General features: G+C 72.7%; 20 protein-coding genes. 9 read left to right on the forward strand and 11 right to left on the reverse strand.

The genetic code is table 11. The annotated features are described in order from the left end of the window. Positions 1-4: 4 nt before the first annotated feature. From AB0L65_RS52925 to AB0L65_RS52935, 3 genes are read right to left on the reverse strand one after another with little or no spacing between them, the layout of a single operon-like run. Positions 5-643 carry a response regulator transcription factor gene (locus AB0L65_RS52925; RefSeq protein ID WP_364263285.1) on the reverse strand — a complete coding sequence of 213 codons (639 nt, stop codon included), beginning with the start codon at positions 641-643 and terminating at the stop codon, positions 5-7. Further along, positions 634-1,779: a histidine kinase gene (locus AB0L65_RS52930; protein WP_364263288.1), complete on the reverse strand. Its 1,146-nt coding sequence runs from the start codon at positions 1,777-1,779 to the stop codon at positions 634-636. Before AB0L65_RS52930 ends, AB0L65_RS52925 begins: the two co-directional genes overlap by 10 nt. 47 nt (positions 1,780-1,826) lie before the next feature. After that, the gene (locus AB0L65_RS52935; RefSeq protein WP_364263291.1) at positions 1,827-2,594 is read right to left on the reverse strand and encodes an alpha/beta hydrolase; all 768 of its coding nucleotides are present in this window, start codon (positions 2,592-2,594) and stop codon (positions 1,827-1,829) included. Positions 2,595-2,677: 83 nt separating this feature from the next. On the opposite strand from AB0L65_RS52935, the gene AB0L65_RS52940 reads away from it, so the two are divergent. The 5 genes from AB0L65_RS52940 to AB0L65_RS52960 all read left to right on the forward strand — a co-directional run bounded on the left by AB0L65_RS52940 (position 2,678) and on the right by AB0L65_RS52960 (position 5,548). After that, positions 2,678-3,070: a hypothetical protein gene (locus AB0L65_RS52940; protein WP_355203230.1), complete on the forward strand. Its 393-nt coding sequence runs from the start codon at positions 2,678-2,680 to the stop codon at positions 3,068-3,070. A gap of 2 nt (positions 3,071-3,072) precedes the next feature. Beyond that, a complete protein-coding gene (locus AB0L65_RS52945; protein ID WP_350732342.1) occupies positions 3,073-3,468 on the forward strand; it encodes a hypothetical protein in 396 nt (131 codons plus the stop codon). A gap of 73 nt (positions 3,469-3,541) precedes the next feature. Next, complete coding sequence (locus AB0L65_RS52950; protein ID WP_364263295.1) at positions 3,542-4,885, forward strand: hypothetical protein; 1,344 nt, start codon at positions 3,542-3,544, stop codon at positions 4,883-4,885. A gap of 46 nt (positions 4,886-4,931) precedes the next feature. Beyond that, entirely contained in the window at positions 4,932-5,282 is a 351-nt protein-coding gene (locus tag AB0L65_RS52955; RefSeq protein WP_350732339.1) for a winged helix-turn-helix domain-containing protein, read from the forward strand. Next, positions 5,282-5,548: a hypothetical protein gene (locus tag AB0L65_RS52960; protein ID WP_350732337.1), complete on the forward strand. Its 267-nt coding sequence runs from the start codon at positions 5,282-5,284 to the stop codon at positions 5,546-5,548. Before AB0L65_RS52955 ends, AB0L65_RS52960 begins: the two co-directional genes overlap by 1 nt. On the opposite strand, the gene AB0L65_RS52965 is transcribed toward AB0L65_RS52960, so the two are convergent. Continuing rightward, the gene (locus tag AB0L65_RS52965) at positions 5,531-5,965 is read right to left on the reverse strand and encodes a protein phosphatase (RefSeq protein WP_363977534.1); all 435 of its coding nucleotides are present in this window, start codon (positions 5,963-5,965) and stop codon (positions 5,531-5,533) included. The two genes, AB0L65_RS52960 and AB0L65_RS52965, sit on opposite strands and share 18 nt — an antisense overlap. Before the next feature lie 78 nt (positions 5,966-6,043). Further along, a complete protein-coding gene (locus tag AB0L65_RS52970; protein WP_364263299.1) occupies positions 6,044-6,628 on the reverse strand; it encodes a cadmium resistance transporter in 585 nt (194 codons plus the stop codon). Between the two features lie 196 nt (positions 6,629-6,824). Here AB0L65_RS52970 and AB0L65_RS52975 point away from each other — a divergent pair, with 196 nt between their 5' ends. Continuing rightward, a complete protein-coding gene (locus AB0L65_RS52975; protein WP_364263302.1) occupies positions 6,825-7,694 on the forward strand; it encodes a hypothetical protein in 870 nt (289 codons plus the stop codon). A 75-nt stretch (positions 7,695-7,769) separates the two neighbouring features. On the opposite strand, the gene AB0L65_RS52980 is transcribed toward AB0L65_RS52975, so the two are convergent. After that, the gene (locus AB0L65_RS52980) at positions 7,770-8,192 is read right to left on the reverse strand and encodes a hypothetical protein (RefSeq protein ID WP_364263304.1); all 423 of its coding nucleotides are present in this window, start codon (positions 8,190-8,192) and stop codon (positions 7,770-7,772) included. 11 nt (positions 8,193-8,203) lie between these two features. Here AB0L65_RS52980 and AB0L65_RS52985 point away from each other — a divergent pair, with 11 nt between their 5' ends. Further along, on the forward strand, positions 8,204-8,923 hold the full coding sequence (locus tag AB0L65_RS52985) for a hypothetical protein (RefSeq protein ID WP_364263307.1): 720 nt from the start codon (positions 8,204-8,206) through the stop codon (positions 8,921-8,923). Here the strand turns inward: AB0L65_RS52985 and AB0L65_RS52990 are convergent. The 3 genes from AB0L65_RS52990 to AB0L65_RS53000 all read right to left on the reverse strand — a co-directional run bounded on the left by AB0L65_RS52990 (position 8,920) and on the right by AB0L65_RS53000 (position 15,039). After that, the gene (locus tag AB0L65_RS52990; protein ID WP_364263310.1) at positions 8,920-11,496 is read right to left on the reverse strand and encodes a LuxR C-terminal-related transcriptional regulator; all 2,577 of its coding nucleotides are present in this window, start codon (positions 11,494-11,496) and stop codon (positions 8,920-8,922) included. The two genes, AB0L65_RS52985 and AB0L65_RS52990, sit on opposite strands and share 4 nt — an antisense overlap. A gap of 154 nt (positions 11,497-11,650) precedes the next feature. Next, positions 11,651-11,821 carry a hypothetical protein gene (locus AB0L65_RS52995; protein WP_364263313.1) on the reverse strand — a complete coding sequence of 57 codons (171 nt, stop codon included), beginning with the start codon at positions 11,819-11,821 and terminating at the stop codon, positions 11,651-11,653. A 35-nt stretch (positions 11,822-11,856) separates the two neighbouring features. Further along, positions 11,857-15,039 carry a BTAD domain-containing putative transcriptional regulator gene (locus AB0L65_RS53000; protein WP_364263315.1) on the reverse strand — a complete coding sequence of 1,061 codons (3,183 nt, stop codon included), beginning with the start codon at positions 15,037-15,039 and terminating at the stop codon, positions 11,857-11,859. 126 nt (positions 15,040-15,165) lie between these two features. Here AB0L65_RS53000 and AB0L65_RS53005 point away from each other — a divergent pair, with 126 nt between their 5' ends. After that, on the forward strand, positions 15,166-15,684 hold the full coding sequence (locus AB0L65_RS53005; RefSeq protein ID WP_319715898.1) for a universal stress protein: 519 nt from the start codon (positions 15,166-15,168) through the stop codon (positions 15,682-15,684). Here the strand turns inward: AB0L65_RS53005 and AB0L65_RS53010 are convergent. Next, positions 15,640-17,031, reverse strand: a complete 1,392-nt coding sequence (locus AB0L65_RS53010; RefSeq protein ID WP_364263318.1) for a PLP-dependent aminotransferase family protein — start codon at positions 17,029-17,031, stop codon at positions 15,640-15,642. The two genes, AB0L65_RS53005 and AB0L65_RS53010, sit on opposite strands and share 45 nt — an antisense overlap. 67 nt (positions 17,032-17,098) lie before the next feature. Between AB0L65_RS53010 and AB0L65_RS53015 the strand changes: the two genes are divergently transcribed. Continuing rightward, positions 17,099-18,295, forward strand: coding sequence for an MFS transporter (locus AB0L65_RS53015; protein WP_364263321.1), 1,197 nt, complete (start codon positions 17,099-17,101; stop codon positions 18,293-18,295). Here the strand turns inward: AB0L65_RS53015 and AB0L65_RS53020 are convergent. After that, positions 18,245-19,042 (reverse strand): HAD-IC family P-type ATPase (locus AB0L65_RS53020; protein WP_364263324.1); only part of this gene is annotated, 798 nt, incomplete at its 5' end. The two genes, AB0L65_RS53015 and AB0L65_RS53020, sit on opposite strands and share 51 nt — an antisense overlap.

The raw sequence follows: 19,042 nt of genomic DNA on the forward strand, positions 1-19,042 counted from the left end.
CGCGTCATTTGAGGTATTCGAGCACTGCAAGCACCCTTCTGTGCCCGTCCGCGGCGGGCGGGAGGTCGAGCTTGGCGAAGATGTTCGCGATGTGCTTGGCCACGGCCGCCTCGGTGACGAACAGCTCCTTGGCGATCGACGCGTTCGTCCGCCCCTCGGCGATCAGGCCGAGCACCTCCTGCTCGCGCGGGGTGAGCCGGGCCAGCGGGTCGCGGCGCCGCCTGAGCAGCTGGCGGACCACCTCCGGGTCCACGACCGTGCCCCCGGCGGCCACCCGGTCGAGCGCGTCGACGAACTCGCGTACGTCGCCGATGCGCTCCTTCAGCAGGTAGCCGACCCCTGCGCCGGCGCCCGGCTCCAGGAGCTCGGCGGCGTAGGTCTGCTCGACGTACTGGCTGAGCACCAGGACGGCCAGGTCCGGATGCCGCTGGCGCAGCTCCAGCGCCGCCCGCAGCCCCTCGTCGGCGAAGCCGGGCGGCATGCGCACGTCGGTCACCACGGCGTCGGGGCGGTGCTCGGCGACGGCGTCGAGCAGGGCGGGCGCGTCGCCGACGGCGGCGGCCACGGTGTGGCCGAAGCGTTCGAGCAGCCCGACCAGGCCCTCCCGCAGCAGGACGGCGTCCTCGGCGATCACTACGCGCACGGTATCTCCGCTCTCATCAGGGTCGGACCGCCGATCGGGCTCGACAGGGACAGCCTCCCGTCCACCACGGCCAGCCGGTCGGCCAGCCCGGTCAGCCCCGTGCCCCTGGCCGGGTCGGCGCCGCCCACGCCGTCGTCGCGCACCTCCACGACCAGCGTGCCGCCCTCGACCCGCCCGGTGACGGCGCCCCTGGTGGCCCGGCTGTGCTTGGCCAGGTTCGCGAGGGCCTCGCTGACCACGTAGTACGCGGTCACCTCCACGGGCGCGGGCAGCCGGCCGGCCAGCTCCACCTCCACGTCCACGGGCACGGGCGAGCGCCCGGCCACGTCGCGTACCGCCGCGCCCAGCCCGCGGTCGGTGAGCACCTGCGAGTGCACGCCCCTGATCAGCTCGCGCAGCTCGGCGAGCGCCCGCTTGGCCTCCTCGTGGGCCTGCCCGACCATCCGCCCCGCGGGCGAGTCGTCCGGCAGGTCCAGCCGGGCCATGCCGAGCGCCATCGACAGGGAGACCAGCCGCTGCTGCGCGCCGTCGTGCAGGTCCCGCTCGATCCTGCGGCGCTCCGTCTCGAACGCGTCCACCAGCCGCGCCCGTGACCGCAGCACCTCGTTGAGCTCGGAGCCCTGCGGCGCGAGCATCGCGCGTACCATCGCCCCCCGGGCGCCGCCCCAGGCGGTGATCGTGTACGCGGCGACGGGCAGCAGCAGCACGCCCGCCACGGAGCCCACGACGGCGACCCCGGGCTCCGCCTCGGGCTGCACGACCGGCGAGAGCATCAGGACCACCGGCCCGCCCACCGTGAACCCCAGCATGATCAGATCGATCCACCACAGCGCGAGCACCGTGATGACGGCCAGCCCGGCCTCCCGCCCGCGCCCGCCGGGCACCTCGGGCAGCGGCACGCCGTCCACCAGCCGCAGCCTGCGCCGCTCGAACCAGGCGACAAGCGGCAGGCACAGCGCCAGCACGACCGGGGCCGCGACCACGCCGAGCGGGATCGTGGCGAACACCGCGGCCCCGACGGCCACGCCGGGGACGGCGCTGGCCAGCAGGTACGCCGCGCACCGCCAGGGCCACGCGGAGCCCAGGAAAGGCAGCGGCCGCTGCGTGAGCGCCTCCAGCGCGGTCCGGTTGAGCACTTTCTGACGGTATCCGCAGGTTGGCGGGCCAGGCAGTAGTGCTGGGTCTACTGTCCGAGGAAGCGGGTGAGCACCGGGGCCAGCGCCTTCGGGTCCACCATGTGCGTCTGGCCCTCGATGGTCTCGCGCACGGCGCCCGGGACGAGCTCCGCGATCGCGTCGGCGGCGCGGGCGAAGAAGTCGCCGCCCGTGGCCACCAGCGTGGGGCAGGCGATGCCGGGCAGGCGGTCGGCGGGCGGGTGGCCGTCGCCCAGGCAGGCGGCGTCGTACGCGAGCGTGGGCGCGATGGCTTCCAGGCCCGGCCACATCGGCGACTCGCGGGCCTGCTCCACCATCTCCTCGGTGGCGCCCGCCGTCACCATGAACAGCGCGAACGCCTCGCCGCGGCGGCCCTCGGCCAGCAACGCGCGGAGCCGGTCGGTGTACTCCCGCGAGCGCCGCGGCCCGTCCGGCGCCACGTCGTAGGGCACCTCGTACACGGCCAGTCTCGCGATCGGCAGCCCCGTGGCGGCGGCTTCGAGCGCGAGCGCGCCGCCCGACGAGATCCCGAACAGGTGCGCCGCCCCACCCGCCTCGGCGATGAGCGCGGCGATGTCCTCGATCTCGCGGTCGACCTCGTACGGGAGGGTGTCCTCGCTCTCGCCCCGGCCGCGCCGGTCGTAGTTGTAGACGGTGAACCGCTCCGCCAGCTCGTGCGCCAGCTGCGCGTTGGCCGAGCGATCGACCGCGGCGCCGCCGACCAGGACGATCGCGGGGCCGACGCCCAGCCGGTCGAACGCGATGGACGTGCCGTCTTTCGCCGTGACGCGGTACATGTGACTCCTCCGGAGGCCCTTGTGACCACCCGATCTCGATGGGTGACTATCGGCGGCGGCGTTATGGGACTACCGTCGTGCGCATGGCGATCCCCATTCCATCACGGCGGAATTCCGCGGACAACGACAAGGCCCCTGACACCCCCGCCGCACCGTCCTGGCCTATGTCGGCTCCCCGCCTTTCCGCCGAGCCCAGGGCACAATCCGGGGAAACAGCATCAATCATCGTAAATTTAGACAAGGCGACACTTGATGCGGTTCATCAAAAAGCGCGGTCCGATGGCCGTATGATTTCCGATGTGATTCGCGCCGCGGTGGAGCGCGAAGTGGGCAACATGACGCACGCGACCATCTTGATCCAACGCTGGAACCTGCAGTGCGACGACCTCGACAGAGCGGCCGACGCCCTCAAGGTGGACCGGATTTCGGACGACGTGATGCTCAGGCTCGGCCTGCATCGGAATCAAGAGGATTGACCATGCTTCCTGGGCGCGTTCTCGATGTGGGAGCGCTCGTCGACATCGCGGTCGCCAAAACGAATCATTCGCGCAGCATCGCGGCGCTGTGTCTTTATCGGGGCGGCGGACTGTGCATTCCCACGACCGCACTCACCCTCGTCTATTCGATCGTCCCGCTCGCCACGAAAGTCGAACTCTTCGATCTGATCAGTAGCTCCGCCGTCCAGGTCGACGACCTCACCGCGGGAAAGGTGCCCGACATCGCCGAGATCCTCGACGGATCGAGCGACATCACCGCGGGCCACGTGATCTTATGCGCGCGGGCCACCCAGTGGCCGATCCTCACCGACCGCCCCGGCATCCTGCGAAATCTGGACCCGGCGATCCTCGTCGATCCCCTGCCTGAGCAGAACTGACCTATCAGGCCAGGCTGATGCCCGGTTCACCCACTATTGTGGGGGCCCGGACACACGAGGAAGCGGATCCACCTTGGCACATCGCGCCCTGGTCATCGCCCTGCTGCCCGCGATCGCGCTGCGGGTGCTCGCCGTGCTCGGATACCCTCCGTCGATCCTCTTCTACGGCGACTCGTTCGCCTTCCTGCGCGAGGAGTTGACCCCCGGCACCACCAGGCCCTCCGGCTACTCGCTGCTGCTGGCGCTGCTGCGCCCCACGCACAGCCTCACGCTGGTGACGGTCCTGCAGCACCTGCTGATGCTGGCGCTGGCCGTGGCGGTGTACGCGCTGCTGAGGCGGCGCGGCCTGCCGGGCTGGGGCGCCGCCCTGCTGGTCACCCCGCTGCTGTACGACGAGTTCCTGGTGCTGCTCGAACACATGATCATGGCGGACGCGGTCTTCGTCGTGCTGGTCACGGTCGCGATCCTGCTCGTGGTCTGGCGGGTCACCCCCACCACGGCGGCCGTCGGCGGCCTGCTGCTCGGCCTGGCCGGGATCACCAGGACGGTCGGCCTGCCGCTGCTGATCCTCACGGCCGCCTACCTGCTGATCAGGCGGTACGGCTGGCGCCCGCTCGTCGCGCTGGTGGTGGCGGGCGCGATCCCGCTGGGCGCGTACGCCACCTGGGCGAAGGTGGAGAAGGGGAAGTTCGCGCTGACCGAGGCGGACGGGAACTTCCTGTGGTCCAGGACCATGAGCTTCGCCGACTGCTCGGTGATCAAGCCTCCGGAGCGGCTGGCCGTGCTCTGTCCGAACATGCCGGTGGAGCAGCGCCCGTACCCGCCGTACTGGCTGTGGGAGAGCTTCTCCCCCCTGCTCAAGGTGCCGGGGACGGCCAATCGCAACCAGCTCGCCGGGGAGTTCGCCAGGGCGGCCATCCTCGCCCAGCCCGTCGATTACGCCGCGGCGGTCGCGACCGACCTCACGCAGCTGCTGCGCTGGGAGCGCACGGCCGTGGACGAGAAGACGCCGTACAAGTTCCCCTCCGCGGAGCGGCCGCTGAGCGAGTCGGTACGCGGCATCGCCGAGTCGTACGAGGCCGGGCCGGCCGCCACCCGGGTCGTGGAGCCGTTCGCGGGGTGGCTGCGGGCGTACCAGCGGTTCGGGTACGTGCCGTTCCCGCTGCTCATGCTGGCCCTGGTCGGCGCGCTGGCGACGGCGCTGGTGCGGCGGCGGTGGGACGCGCTGCTGCCCGGGGTCACGGCGCTCGCGCTGGTCTGCTCGCCGCCGTTCCTGGCGGCCTTCGACGTGCGGTACGTGATCCCGGCGATCCCGCTGGTCTGCCTGGCCCTGGGACTGGCCCTCGGCACCCGGTCGCCGTCCCCGCAGGAACGCGCGGGGACCCCCAGCCCTGAGCTTTCCCGGACCGCCACCTGAGTGCTAGGGTCACATGTAAGGAAATTATTACACGTGACGGGAAGCCATGACAGTGCCGGGACCGACGGGTGACGACCTGGTCGAGATCTTCGCGGCGCTGGCCAACCCGCTGCGGCTGCGCATCATGGCGGTGCTGGCCGACGGGCGCGACTACGTCAGCCACCTGGCCCGCGAGATCGGGGTGAGCCGCCCGCTCCTCCACATGCACCTGCAACGGCTCGAGGCGGCCGGGCTGATCGTCGGCACCCTGGAGCTGTCCGACGACGGCAAGGCCATGAAGTACTACGAAGTCGCGGACTTCAGCCTGCACCTGACCGCGTCGGCGCTGGCCGAGGCGGCCAAGACCCTCACCAGGCCGGACCCGGGGAAGGGTCCAGGACCCAAGGAGCACTCCTGATGATCGATTCTTGGCCCGCGGCGATCTTCTCGTTAGGGGTGCTGCTCGTGGTCGGCTTCCTGATCGCCCTTTTCGCCGTGGGGATGTTCGAGATGCGCAAGGCCAAGCTCGACGCCCATCAGGCGGACGACCTGCGGCAGCTCGTGCGCCGGTTCGAGCAGCTCGCCGAGAACACCATGGACGCCCAGCAGCGGATGGCCGCCGACCTGGCCGAGCTGCGCGCCCGCACCACCTCGATCGAGCAGATCCTAAGAACCGTCGAATAGCGCGACGTAGCGGCGTTGCCAGGGGGTCTCGACGGCGTGCGAGTCGTAGTGCTCGCGTACGTAGGCGACGGCCCGGTCGCCGGGCACCCCGTCGAGCACCGCCAGGCAGGCCAGGGCCGTGCCGGTGCGGCCACGGCCGCCGCCGCACGCGACCTCGACCCGCTCCGACTCGGCGCGGGCCCACGCCTCGCGGAACGCGCCGGCCGCCGCGCCCCGGTCGGACGGGAGCCAGAAGTCGGGCCAGCGCACCCACCGGTGCTCCCAGTCGACGGCCGGAGGCCGGCGGCCCAGCAGGTAGAGAGCGAACGTGGGAAGCGGCCCCTCGGGGAGCGGACGGCGCAGCCCCCGGCCGCGGACGAGCCGGCCCGAGGGCAGCCGCAGCACTCCCGCCGCCGTGGGCTCCCAGGTGGCTGTCATGGTGCGAGCGTAGCCGCGGGGGCTGCCAGGGTACGCGATCTTCAGCTCTCGGCGGACTTCAGCGGACTTCAGCGGACTTCAGAGGCCGAAAGCACCACCCTGCACGAGGATGACCACACCGAGCCCGATCAGGACGAGGGGCAGCAGGATGTGCCCCCATCGGCTGAGCGCCCCGGCGATCAGCGGGCGGGTGGCGAAGAACCTCCCGGCCAGGCACCAGACGGCGACCAGGATCAGGAAGACGACCACGTACACGGTCATGCCCGAGGTGCCGGACGTGGCGAAGACGGGGACGTAGACCCCGATGTTGTCGCCGCCGTTGGCGAAGGTGACCGCGGCGACCTCCAGCGCCTTCGGCCCGCCGCCCCGCACGGGCGGGTCGTCGTCGTCGCCGGCGCGGTCGCGCCACACCTGCCAGGCCGCCTTGAGGCCCAGGGCGAGGGGGAGCAGGCCGAGGTACGGGACGGCGGGCTCGGGCAGGAACGTGGCCCCGAAGGCGGCCGCGACGGCGACCACGAGGATCCCGGCGAAGCCGATGTACTGCCCGAGGACGATCCGCAGGTGCCCGGCCCCCTGGGCGAAGAAGAGCGCCAGGATGACGATGTCGTCGATATTGGTCACGGCGAACAGGCCGGCGGCTTGCCCGATGATGCCCGCATTCACGCCTGGAACCGTACCGGACCCTCACGACGTTGGAACGATCCCTGCCGTCCCCGGGTTGACAGTCATCCTGACACCTGGGCCCCCAGCTTTCTGACGCAGATTGCGGCGTATGTGGTCACATCCGGTGAACTCTCGCTCATCCTTTGTTATGGTCACTCACTGTCCAGAAACGGACACCCTTTACCCGAGGAGGATCATGAGGACCCCGAGGACCGTCGCCATCACTGCGGCTGTGGCGGCGACAGTCGCTCCCCTGCTGGCCATCGCGACCCCGGCGAGCGCCCAGCAGTCCACCGAGACCACCAAGAGCGTCCAGAGCTTGCCGCTGCTGGACTGGCTCTCCCTCGATAGCCTCAACCCGACCGAGCAGCTCAAGAAGGTCAAGGAGCTGCTCGGCACCGGTTACGTCCCCGAGGCGTTGAGCGTGACCAACGCCGCCAACCCGCAGTACACGTCCGTCTGGATCAAGGACACCACCCGCAAGGTGAGCGTCCTGCAGGGCCTGTCGGCGACCGACCTGCCGGCGCGTATCGCCGAGCAGGCGAAGAGCGGCTTCGTGCCGTCCATGATCACCGGCACGGGCACGGGCCCCAGCGCCATCTTCGCGGCGGTCTTCGAGAAGACGACCGAGAAGGTCCAGTCCAAGCTCGGCATGACCAAGGACGTCTTCGCGTCCGCCAACGCCAAGCTCGCCGCCGCCGGCTTCAGCGTCGCCTCGCTGGACGTCTACGGCACGGTCGAGAAGCCGCTCTACGCGGCCGTCTGGGTCGCCGGGGCCGCGACCGGCGCCGTGCAGGTGACCACCGGCCAGACGGTCACGCAGCGCGGCCAGGAGCTCCTTGCCAAGACCAAGGAAGGGCTGCGTCCCGTCCTCATGGCCGTCGAGCCCGGCAAGCTCTACACCACCGTGTGGAGCAAGGGCAGCGCGACCGGCCTGAAGGAGTACCTGAACCTGTCCAAGCTGACCTACACGCTCAAGGCCACCGAGCTGAAGGCGCTGGGCTACCGTCCCGAGGTCCTGGACACCGAGGGCAGCACCATCGCGGCGATCTGGAGCAAGGGCTAAGACCCGGATCGTGGTGCCGTGCACCGGCGATCAGCGAACACACCCGTCTGATCGCCGGAACGCGCGACACCGGGCTCAGCGGTCGAACCAGCGGCCCGCCGCCGGGCGCAGCAGCAGGACGACCACTGCCAGCGGGATGAGAAGCCCGGCCAGTGTGGTCCACGTGAGGTCGCCGTCGGCCGCTCTGAAGATCAAACTGCCGCCGCCGAGGACCCCCTCGAGGGCGACGGCGCCCCAGCGCACCGCCTTCCTCCGCGACGACCAGCGGAAGACCAGCCAGACCATGAGCGCGGTGGTCAAGACGGCATACAGAAGCTGCAGTACGTACGTAGGGCTGAAGATGACGGCCCCGAAGTCAATCATGATGACGATCCCCAACAGGCCGAGGGCCACGTCGAGGATCATGATCAACCTGGCGGCCCGCACGGCGGCCGGCATGGGCACGGCCTGAATAGCCTCGGTCACGCGATCATTCTGCACCTCCACGAACGCGGGCATAATGGCGGACAATGCCGGAAATTCGGGAAATATCTGAGTATGCGGCGGCGATCGCGCCCGTCATCGACGCGGCCCAGGTCAACGTGCACGCTTCCGCCCGCAGAGCGATCACCGCACTGGCCGAGACCACCGGCGTGAGCACAGGGCTGCTGTACGACCTCAGATTCGTGCTGCCGCTGCGCCCGCTGACCCGAGCCGGCCTGAGCGCCGTCTACCGCTACCGCGACGCGGCCGAGCGAGAGGCCGGGATCCGGGAGCACCTGAGCGAGGGCACCCTCGCCGAGGACCACGACGGGGCGCTGAGGGCGACGGCCTCGGGGCTGGCGTTCATCCGGGAGCTGTACGAGGCGCACAGCGCCGCCGCCGGCCGGAGCTGGGCAGGACAGGACCTGCCCCGGCTGGCCCACCTGACCGGCAGGGTACTCGACGGGGCCGAGCGGCTGCCGGGCGGCGCGCTCGAACTCGTCGCACCTCCCTACGAGCCCGAGGGGAGCGGGCCGGGCCTGCTCCTGTTCAACCGGCTCGCCGTCCTCCGTTACCACCGCGCCGACGCCCACGCCCACGCCTGGCAGGCGGAGGGCCTGTCCGCGGCCGAGATCGTCGGCCTGCGGGACGGGCCCATCCGTGCGCGGATCGAGGCGGAGACCAACCTGTGGGCCGCGCGGCCGTACCAGGCGCTGGCCGAGGACGAGCGGCGGGCGCTGTACGACGGCCTGCTGAAACTGATCTAAAGCGCCGCCAGCAGGCGGCCCACCTGGGTGCGGTCGTTCACGCCGAGCTTCTCGTAGGCCGCCTGAAGGTGATTGGCGGCCGTACGCGTGGACAGCGTGAGCCTGTCGGCGATCTGCCGGTTCGTCAGCCCGGCGGCCGCGAGCTGGAGGATCTCCCGCTGGCGCGGTGTCAGCTCGGGCGTGGCCAGCTCCACCAGCGCCGGGGTCGACACGCCCGGGCAGCGCCTGGCCAGCGCCCACGCCCTGGTCTGCGCGCCCTTGGCCAGCGTGCCGCGGCCCGCGTCCCGGTACGCCGCCGCCTCCTGGGCCGTGGCCTCGGCCGCGTACAGGAGCATCCCGAGCCGTTCGAACTCCCCGGCCACCGCCCGGAGCTCGACCGGGTCGCCGATCGCGCGGGCGTGCCTGGCAAGGAGCACGGCCAGGAGACCGTCCACCCGACCGGCCAGCCTGGCGGACTGGTCCGGGGCGCCGAGCCGTACCAGGTCGTGCAGCGCGAACATCAGGCCGGCGTGCAGCTCGTGCCGCTCGGCGTGGTCGGCCGCCGCGAGGCACAGCCGTACCGCCTCGTCAAGCTCGCCGCCGGAGGCCGCCACCCACACCTCGGCCTGCAGCACGTGCTGCCGGGTGAAGGCCCACCTGGACGCCGTCGCGCCGGCCTCCGCCAGCACCTCCCGAGCCTGCTCCGTACGGCCCAGCAGCGCCAGCGCGTGCGCCTGCTCGGCCAGCACCCGCCCCAGATAGGGCTCCCGCCCGGGCATCCTGGCCAGGTCGTCCCGGCACCAGCGCAGCGCCCCCGCGACGTCCCCGCGCAACCGGCCGACCATCGCCCGGTATGCCGCGAACCCCGACACCGACAGCTCGGCGGCCGGCAGCTCCATCCCCTGCTCCGCCGACCGGTCCGCCGCCTCCAGCAGGCCCGCGAACGTCTGGGCGGCGCAGAGCGCGTCCAGGAAGCTCGGCAGCGCGTGCGGCGCCTCGTCCCGCCAGCTGTCCACGCTCTCCAGCGTTCGCGCGGCGATGGCGAGGCTCTCCCCGGTACGCCCCGAGTACGCCGCGGCCCACGCCTCCATGGCCGCCGCGTGCGCGTCGGCGCGCCGCGACATCGGCCCGTACGAACGGGACCGCGCCAGCGAGCCGGCCGCCCCGGTCAGCCGCCCGGCGAAGCAGTCCGTCACGGCGCGGTAGATGTGCGCCTCCTGCAGCCAGACGGGCTCGGTCAGCGTCACGGCGGCCAGGTCGAGCACCTCGCACGCCTCGGCGTCCGCGCCCGCCCACGCCAGGTTGATCCCCAGGCTGAAGGCGTGCTGGGCGCGGTCGGCCTCGGTGACCGCGTCGCGCGCCGCCCGCCGCAGCGCCGCGAGCGCCGCGTCCGCGTCGCCCAGCACCATGAGCACCTCGCCGAGCACCGCGACCGCGGCCACGCCCCCACCCGCGTCGATCGCGGCCTTGGCCAGGCGTTCGGCCAGGTGGGGATCCTGCCTGCCCCAGGCCAGCCGGGCGGCGGACACCAGCATCTCGGGGGCCGTGACCGAGCCGGAGTCCAGCCGCCACACGGCCGCGCGCAGCTCATCCTCGCGCCGCCGCAGCCCGCTGGCCTCCAGCGCGTCGGCCAGCATCCGCAGCCGCCGCCGCGTCCGCAGCGTGCCGCAGCCGCCGCGGACGACCTCGCCGTAGAGAGGGTGGCCGAGCCGCAGCTGCTCCCGCCTGCCCTCGTTGACGGCCACGACCAGGCCGCGGTCCTCGACGCGCTCGACCGCCCGGGCCGTGGTCAGCGAGACCAGCAGCTCCGTGCCCAGCGGCTCCCCGAACGCCACCAGCTCCAGCACCTCGCGCTCGTCCTCGTCGAGGTGGCCGATCCGGTCGCCCACCAGCTCGCGCAGCCTGGTCGTCATGGACAGCTGGCCCCGCCAGCGCCACTGCCCGTCCCGCTCGGTCAGGCAGCCCGCGTTGCGCCCCGCCTGCACGACCTCGCGCAGGTAGAGCACGTTCCCCTCGCTGACCCGCGCGAGGTGCCGTACGGTCTCCGCGGCCACCTCGCCGCCGAGCGCGCCCGCGAGCACCTGCCCGACCTCGGCCCTCGTCAGCGGCGGCAGCTCGATCCTGTCGAGCAGCTCGTCCTTCCACAGCGCGGCGACCGGCGCCGGCTGCGGCTCCCCGGACCGCACCGTCACCAGGACGCGCGCCGCGCCGCTGTCCGCCAGATAGTGCACCAGCGCCGCCGAGGCCGGGTCCAGCCGGTGCGCGTCGTCCACGCTGACCAGCAGCTCGCCCCGCGGCGCGCGCTCGCGCAGGTGGCGGGCGGCCCAGCTCAGCAGGTTCTCGCCACCCTCCGGCGGGCCCGTCAGCACGTGCGCGAACGCCCCGAACGGGATCATCGACGCGGTCTCCGTGCCCAGCGCGCGCACCACCGCGTACCCCGGTAACCCGGCCAGCGCCTCCGCCGCCAGTCTGCTCTTCCCGACCCCGGCCTCACCGGCGATCATCACGCCCGCTCCCGACCGCAGCGCCGCCCGCACGGTCGTGAGCGGCCCCCCTCGCCCGACGAACGGCCAACCGCTCCCCTGCTCGCTCATCGCGCCTCCTCTCGACACCCATCGTCGTCACGGAGGTTCGCGCGAGGTTCAGGAATGCATTGCGTTCATGGCCTCTGCTCCGCGGAGGCGGGCTCGGTCGCCGGGGAGCCGCCGCCTTCCCTCGTCGCTCTGGTCGCTGCGCTCCCGACGCTCCTCAGTCCAGGCGGCGGCGCTCCCTCGCCAGCCCGGCGGCGGAACGCAGGAGGTCGAGGAGGGCTTCCGTGCCGCTGAACGGCACCGGCTCGCCCCCCACCTCTTCGAGCAGCCCGCGGAGCTGGCCGCCGGATTGCTCGGGCTCGACCAGCCGGACGATGACCGTTCTCATCTGGAAACCATCTCGCCGGGCGGTTCAGGTCTGGTTCAGGTGGGGTACGGGGCGGGCTCGACCTCCAGCTCGCGCATGCGTTCGGCGTAGAGGTGGTAGCGCCTGCGGGCGTCGCCGCGGCGGCCGGCCAGGTCGAGCACCCGTACCAGGCCCAGGTGGGCGCGCTCGTCGTAGCGGTCGCGCTCCAGCAGCCGCAGCCAGTAGCGGGCGGACTCGTCGTAGCGCCGCTCGCCCGCCCGCGCCGCCGCGAGCCTGGCCGCCGCCTGCGTGTAGGCCAGCCGGGCCTGCTCGCGCAGCCCCACGGCCCAGTCCGCGTAGGGGTCCTCCTCGCAGAACTCCCCGCCGTACGCGCTCTCGGCCGCCGTCCACCGCTCCAGCGCCTCGGCCGTACGTCCTGCCTGGTCCAGCCGTACGGCCTGAGCCACCATATCCAGAAATTTCTCGACATCGACGTCCACATTGGACAGGTCAAGCCGTAACGCGCCCTCGTCCGAGACCACGATCTCGTCCGCCGGACCTTCGTGCGCCGGGTCCAGCACCGCGCGCAGCGTGGACACCATGACGTTCAGCCGGCGCAGCCCGACCGCCTCGCCCTCCTGGTCCGGCCAGAGGATCTCGACCAGCCGCTCCCGGCCGATCCCGCTCCCCCTCCGGCTGACCAGGATCTTCAGCAGGTCGCGTGCCTTGCGCGACTGCCAGGCCGTACGCGGGACCGGCACGCCGCCCCGCAGCACTCGGAACGTTCCCATGGTCTCGACGATCACCTTCACGCCCGGCGCGGGAGCGGCGCGGGCGATCAGCGCGTCGATCCGGTCGTCGAGCGCCCGGCAGCCGATGGCGTGCATGCGCTCGCGCACCCCGGCGGCCAGCTCGCCACCGGTCGCCGGGTCGGCCAGAGCCGCCCTGACCAGCTCGGCCCTGGCCTGCCCCACCGGGTCGCCGAGCATCGCCCATGTGCGCACGGCCTCGTCGGCCGGCCACGTGTCGCCGTCCAGCTCGGCCCGCAGCTCGGCGATGGCGGCCTGCGAGGCGTGGTCCCTGCGGCTCACCGCGACGGGTTCGGTCTCGTCGAGCAGCGCCCTCGCGTCGTCGTGCCGCCCGCCCGCCAGCGCCACGCGGGCGGCCACGACCCTGGCGGTCACCCCCGCGATGCCTTCGGCGTGTTCGAGCGCCTGCTCGGCGACGCGTGCGGCCTCGGCCGGATCGTCGTCGGCCAGCAGCTCGGCGAGGCCGTTGAGCGCGTTGGACAGCGACTGCACCTCGCCCGACGGCGCCGAGTCGGCGATGATCCGCCGGTAGATCGCCGCCGCCGTCCTGCGGTCGCCGCGCAGGACGTTGATCTCGGCGAGCCGGTTCAGGCCGGTGCCGACCAGGCGGGAGCCCATCGCCTCCCACCTGGCCACCGCGTCGGCGGCCTCGGTGGCCGCCTCCTCCAGGCGGCCGAGCCCGATCAGGGCCTTGGCGCGGTTGGAGACGTTCAGGGCGGCATAGGGGGCGAACGACACCAGGTCGGACAACCGGCCCCCGATCTCCGTCTCGGCCAGCGCCTCGGCGTAGGCGCCCTCGTCCAGGTGGCGGGAGGCCCGGTTGGCGTGAATGCGGATGAGCTGGACGATGTCGCCCGCGCGTTCGGCGTACTCCAGGGCGCGCAGGTAGTGGGCGTCGTTGGCGCGGCGGTCGCCGTCGAGCGCGGCGAGCATGGCCAGGACCGTGTTGGCCATGGCCAGCGCGCTCGGGTCGCCCAGGCTGCCGGCCTGTTCGAGCGCCTTGTCGGCGAGCTCGGCGCAGCCTGCCCGGTCGCCCTTCAGCCAGAGCACCGACGCCATGGACGCGGCGCACATGGCGGCGTCGGCGGCCGGCAGGCCGTACTCGTATCCCCTGGCGTACCCGGCCAGGGCCGCGTCGAGGTCGCCGCGCAGGTGGTCGATGAGGCCGAGCCGCCTGGCCACGAACGCGTCGAACGCCGGGCCTTCGGCGGCCCGGGCGAGCAGGTCGCGGGCGCGGGTCCACTGGCCGCGGTTCTGCTCGGCGACGCCGGCCAGCTTGATCATGGTGGGCGCGTTCCTGGCGGCCTCGGGCAGCAGCTCCAGCGCCGCGGCCACGTCCCCGCGCTCGGCCAGACGCAGGCCGTACGAGTCGAGGAGCGCGGCCGCCAGGCTCGGATGCTCGGTCGCGACGGCGGCCCGCAGGGCCAGCTCGGGCTGGTCGTGCTCGACGTACCAGCGGGACGCGACCGCCGCCACGTCGTGGGCTTCGTGCCGGTCGAGCGGCGCGTGCTTGGCCAGCACGTGGCGGCTGGTCAAGGTCAGGCGGTGGCCGTCCTGACCGGCCTCGAGGAACAGCCCGCGGCTGGTGAGCGAGTCGAGCGTGTCAGGCGGCGCGCCGAGCGTGGCGGCCAGCCCGGAGGTCAGCACGGGCAGGACGGTGGCGGCCCGCAGCAGCTCGCGCATCGCCGGCGGCAGGTCCTTGAACGCGGCCAGCGTGAGGCGTTCGAGCGTGGCGGAGTTGGCGGCCAGCCCGGCGGCCGTGCGCGGCCAGCCGGACGGGTCCTCGCGGGCCAGCGCGTCGAGCGCGGCCTGCACGGCGGCGGGCCAGCCGCCGCAGGCGTCGTGGAGCGTGGCGGCGACGGCCGCGCCCTGCTCGCCTAACCGGTCGCGCGCCCAGGCGGCCGTCTCGTCCGGGGTGAGCGCGAGATCGGTCGCGTCGAGGTCGAGCACCTCGTGGTCCTGGCGCAGCCGGGCGGTCGGGAACGGCAGCGGCGCCCGCGACGCGGTGACCAGATGCAGGTGCCTGGGGGCGACGCGGACCAGCGTCTCCACGTACCGCACGGAGCCCGGGGCGCCCACGATGGCGTCGATGCCGTCGAAGACCAGCGCGAGGCCGCGCCGCAGCCGCCTGCCCAGCGCCTCGGCCAGCGCGCCCGCCAGCGCCGCGGCCCTGGACACCTCGTCGGCGTCGGGCCCGAGCGGGGCGTCCGCGGCGGTCACCAGGTCGGCGGGTAACCCGGCCACCCGCTCCGACAGGGCCGATGCCACGGCTCCCGCCAGCGTGGGAAGATCACGATCAGCGGGCCCGAGCCGGTGCAGCACCGCGCCGACGGCCTGGCTCCACCCTGCCAGGGCAGTGGACTTCCCGTAGCCTGTAGTTGCGACGAGCGAGGTGAGCCTGTACGTCAGCGCCGCGTCCAGCCGCCGGTCGAGGGCGGGACGGGGTCGCACCCACCCTCGGTCCACCCCCGCATGCTACGCCGGGGTTCGCGGGGGGACTCCATAGTTCGGAAAGTGCCACCTCCCGGTAACCGACCGGCGGGCGCACTATGGTCGTACTTCTTAACAGGAGGCACCGTGGAACAGGAACTGCCCGGCGGTGCGAGGCTGATCGTGGGGGTGGACGAGTCCCCGGCCTCGCGCTGGGCGCTTGCCTGGGCCATCGGTGCGGCCAGGCTGCACCGGATGGCCCTGGTCGCCGTACACGTCAGCCGTGCGCCCGTCCACCCATTCCCCGAGGCTCTGCCCGTCCAGCACGCGCTCCGGGCCGGCGAGGAGGCGCGCTGCAGCGAGGTGATCGCCGGCGTGTTCGACGACGTCGCGGGCGGCGTGCCCGACGACATCAGAACGGCGGTGATCGGCCGGGTCGGTGATCCCGGCTACCACCTCGTCGACCTGGCCCGCGAGGGCGACCTGCTGGTGCTGGGGCGGAGCCGGCGCGGGCTGCTCAGCCGCATCTTCCTGCCCTCGACCAGCATGTACTGTGCCCGCCACGCGCGGACCACGGTCGTGATCGTGCAGCAGCCAGCGCCGCCCGACGACCCTGAGCTGTCAGGGGAGCGGGCCCGCCGGTTCTGGAGCCGTCGACATCCGTAGGCGCCTGAGTCCTTCGGGGATGTCGTCCCTGGTGATGCCGCCGTAGCCGAGGACCACGCCGGGCTGGGCCGGGCTCTCACCGCAGTACGCCTCCAGCGGCTCCACCGCGAGATCCGGCGCGGCACGTACCGCTATATCCGCGGCAAGCCGGGCACACAGGTGCAGGCCTGCGGTGGACGGGACCAAGCGCAGCCGCTCGTCGCCCGCCAGCGCTTCGGCGATCATGGCGTGCCTGGCGGCGTACTCTCGGGTCGCCTTCCTGATGTGCCTGGACAGGAGCCCCTCGTCGATGAACCTGGCCAGGGCGGCCTGCGCGGGCACGTCGCTGTGCCAGTCGGACAGCTGCTTGGCCGCGCGCAGCGCCGGGGCCAGCGACGCCGGGGCGACGAGGAAGCCGAGCCTGAGCATGGGGAGCAGGGTCTTGGAGAAGGAGCCCACGTAGACGACGCGGCCCGCGCGGTCGAGGCTCTGGAGGGGTTCGAGCGGGCGCTCGCCGAAGCGGAACTCGCTGTCGTAGTCGTCCTCGATCACCACCGCCCGGCGGCGCTCGGCCCAGGCCAGCAGGGCTGCGCGGCGGGCCGGTGACATGGGCGTGCCCAGGGGGAACTGGTGCGAAGGGGTGACGTACACGATGCGGGCGGCGCCGGGGATGGCCCGGACGTCGATGCCCTCCGCGTCCACCGGCACCCCGGCCACGCGGGCGCCGAGCGAGCGGAACAGCAGGCGGGCGGGCGGGTAGCCGGGCTCCTCGACGGCCACGCAGGCGCCCGGCTCGATCAGGACGCGGCCGATGAGGTCGAGCGCCTGCTGGGCGCCGTTCGTGATCAGCACGTCGTCGGGGCCGGCGTGGACCGAGCGACTGATACCTATATGACGTGAAATAGCCTCTCTCAGCGGCTCATATCCGGATGGGCTGCTGTACGCGGCGGCGCTCACCCGCAGCTCGCGGGCCACCAGCCGGCGCCACGACTCCATGGGGAACAGGCGCGGGTCCGGCATGCCGACGCGGAAGTCGTACCGGGCGCCCCGCATGGCTCGCGGGGCCTCGATCCCCTGCCAGAACGCCCTCGGCCGCACCACACCCTTCGGGGCCGCCCTGCCGCGCACCGACTCCCCCGACACGAACGTGCCCGCCCCCGCCCGTCCCACCAGGAACCCGTCGGCGACCAGGCGGTCATAGGCCACGGCGACCGTGTTCCTGGAGATCTCCAGCCTGCGCGCCAGCTCCCTGGTCGGAGGCAGCCGCTCGCCCGATCTGAGCCGGCCGTCGAGAATGGCGTCGAGCAGCTGCCGGTAGACCTGTGCGGCCAGGTCACCCCGCCCTTGAAGGCTGATGTGAACGTCCAACTTGGCCCAATCACTTTGCCGGAAATTGGAGCTTATATCGGGACAATGGGGGATCGAAGATGAGGGTATGGCACCCCGGCGCATCCTGGCTCAGGCCCAGCTCGCGAACTCCATCGGCGACGGCGTCTACCTCGTCACCTCAGCGTTCTACTTCACCAGGATCGTCGGCCTGTCGGCCACCGAGATCGGCCTCGGCCTCACCCTCGGCTGGGCCGTCGGCATGGTGGCCGGCGTGCCCCTCGGCCACCTGGCCGACCGGCGCGGGCCGCGCGGCGTCGCCGTCCTGCTCGCGCTCACGACCGCCACGGCGGTCGCCTCGTTCCTGTTCGTCCGCTCGTTCGCGCTCTTCGTGCTGGTGGCCTGCCTGTACGGGACGGCGCAGACGGGCCTGTCGGCCGCCCGCCAGGCCCTGCTCGCCGGGCTGATCGCCCCCGAAGAACGCACGGTCGTACGGGCCGTCCTGCAGTCCACGCTCAACGGCGGCCTGGCCGTCGGCGCCGCCCTGGGCGGGCTCGCCCTGCACCTCGGCACGCGGCCGGCCTATCTGGCGGTGTTCGCGCTCGACGCCGTGAGCTTCCTGGTCGCCGCCGGGCTGCTGCTCAAGCTGCCTTCCGTACGGGTCCCGCCGGCCGCGCCCGGCCCCCGCCTGGCAGTGCTCAGGGACCGGCCGTACGCGCTGATCACGCTGATCAACGCGGTGATGCTCTTCTACATGCCGCTGCTCAGCCTGGTCGTGCCGCTCTGGATCGCCTCACGTACGAGTGCGCCCACCTGGATGGTCTCGGTCCTGCTGCTGCTCAACACCGTCACCGTGCTGCTCTTCCAGGTGCGGGTGGCCCGGCGCGTGAAGGGACTGCCGTCCGCCGCCCGGTCGGTGCGGTACGCGGGTCTGGTGATGTTCGCGGCCTGCGCGGTCTTCGCGCTGAGCCCGTACGGGTGGCTGTTCCTGCTCGTGGCGGCCGGCCTGCAGGTCCTCAGCGAGATGCTGCTGGCCTCCGGGTCCTGGGAGATCAGCTTCGGGCTCGCCCCCGACCACAGGCAGGGCCAGTACCAGGGCTTCTTCGGCACCGGCGTGGCCGTGGCCAGGATGCTCGGGCCCGTCGCGCTCACCACGCTCGTGCTCGGCGGCGGAACGCTCGGCTGGCTGCTGCTCGGCGCGGCGTTCGCGGCGGCCGGCGCCTCGATGGCGCCGGCCGTCAGATGGGGACAGCGGTCACTTGAAGCGGCGCAGCCGCAGGCTGTTGCTCACCACGAACACGCTTGAGAACGCCATCGCCGCACCCGCGATCATCGGGTTGAGCAGCCCCAGCGCGGCCAGCGGCAACGCGGCCACGTTGTAGGCGAACGCCCAGAACAGGTTCCCCTTGATCGTCTTCAGCGTGCTGCGGGACAACCGGATCGCCTCCGGCGCCACCCGCAGATCGCCCCGCACCAGCGTCAGATCCGCGGCCTCGATCGCGGCGTCCGTGCCGGTGCCCATCGCGAGCCCCAGATCGGCCTGGGCCAGTGCGGCGGCGTCGTTGACCCCGTCGCCCACCATGGCCACGACCCGGCCCTCGGCCTGCAGCTTCTTGACCACCTCGACCTTGTCGGCGGGCAGCACCTCGGCGATCACCTCATCGATGCCCACCTCGGCCGCCACGGTCCTGGCCACCGCCTCGTTGTCCCCGGTCAGCAGCACCGGCCGCAGGCCGAGCGCTCTGAGCTGCTCGATCGCCTGGCGGCTGGTGGCCTTGATGACGTCGGCCACCACCAGCACCGCACGCGCCTGACCATCCCAGCCGACCGCCACCGCGGTGCGGCCCTTGGCCTGCTCGGTTTCCAGCGCGCTTTTCAGGCTGTCGGGCAGGTGCTGGGACCATTCCGCCAGCAGCCGGGGCCGGCCGACCAGCACCGCGTGACCGTCCACGATCCCTTGCACGCCCAGGCCTTCGACGTTGGCGAAGTCCTCCACCGTTGTCTTTGACTGGGCCGCGCGGGCGATGGCCTGGGCGATCGGGTGCTCCGAGGC

The sequence above is a fragment of the Nonomuraea sp. NPDC052116 genome (assembly GCF_040680035.1).
Lineage (GTDB): Bacteria > Actinomycetota > Actinomycetes > Streptosporangiales > Streptosporangiaceae > Nonomuraea > Nonomuraea angiospora_A.

Bases quoted from the DNA above. Each gene is read 5' to 3' on its own strand.
- AB0L65_RS52935 (WP_364263291.1), bottom strand. From the start codon at position 2,594: ATGTACCGCGTCACGGCGAAAGACGGCACGTCCATCGCGTTCGACCGG.
- AB0L65_RS52940 (WP_355203230.1), top strand. From the start codon at position 2,678: ATGGCGATCCCCATTCCATCACGGCGGAATTCCGCGGACAACGACAAG.
- AB0L65_RS52945 (WP_350732342.1), top strand. From the start codon at position 3,073: ATGCTTCCTGGGCGCGTTCTCGATGTGGGAGCGCTCGTCGACATCGCG.
- AB0L65_RS52955 (WP_350732339.1), top strand. From the start codon at position 4,932: ATGACAGTGCCGGGACCGACGGGTGACGACCTGGTCGAGATCTTCGCG.
- AB0L65_RS52960 (WP_350732337.1), top strand. From the start codon at position 5,282: ATGATCGATTCTTGGCCCGCGGCGATCTTCTCGTTAGGGGTGCTGCTC.
- AB0L65_RS52965 (WP_363977534.1), bottom strand. From the start codon at position 5,965: ATGACAGCCACCTGGGAGCCCACGGCGGCGGGAGTGCTGCGGCTGCCC.
- AB0L65_RS52975 (WP_364263302.1), top strand. From the start codon at position 6,825: ATGAGGACCCCGAGGACCGTCGCCATCACTGCGGCTGTGGCGGCGACA.
- AB0L65_RS52980 (WP_364263304.1), bottom strand. From the start codon at position 8,192: ATGCCCGCGTTCGTGGAGGTGCAGAATGATCGCGTGACCGAGGCTATT.
- AB0L65_RS52985 (WP_364263307.1), top strand. From the start codon at position 8,204: ATGCCGGAAATTCGGGAAATATCTGAGTATGCGGCGGCGATCGCGCCC.
- AB0L65_RS52990 (WP_364263310.1), bottom strand. From the start codon at position 11,496: ATGAGCGAGCAGGGGAGCGGTTGGCCGTTCGTCGGGCGAGGGGGGCCG.
- AB0L65_RS52995 (WP_364263313.1), bottom strand. From the start codon at position 11,821: ATGAGAACGGTCATCGTCCGGCTGGTCGAGCCCGAGCAATCCGGCGGC.
- AB0L65_RS53015 (WP_364263321.1), top strand. From the start codon at position 17,099: ATGGCACCCCGGCGCATCCTGGCTCAGGCCCAGCTCGCGAACTCCATC.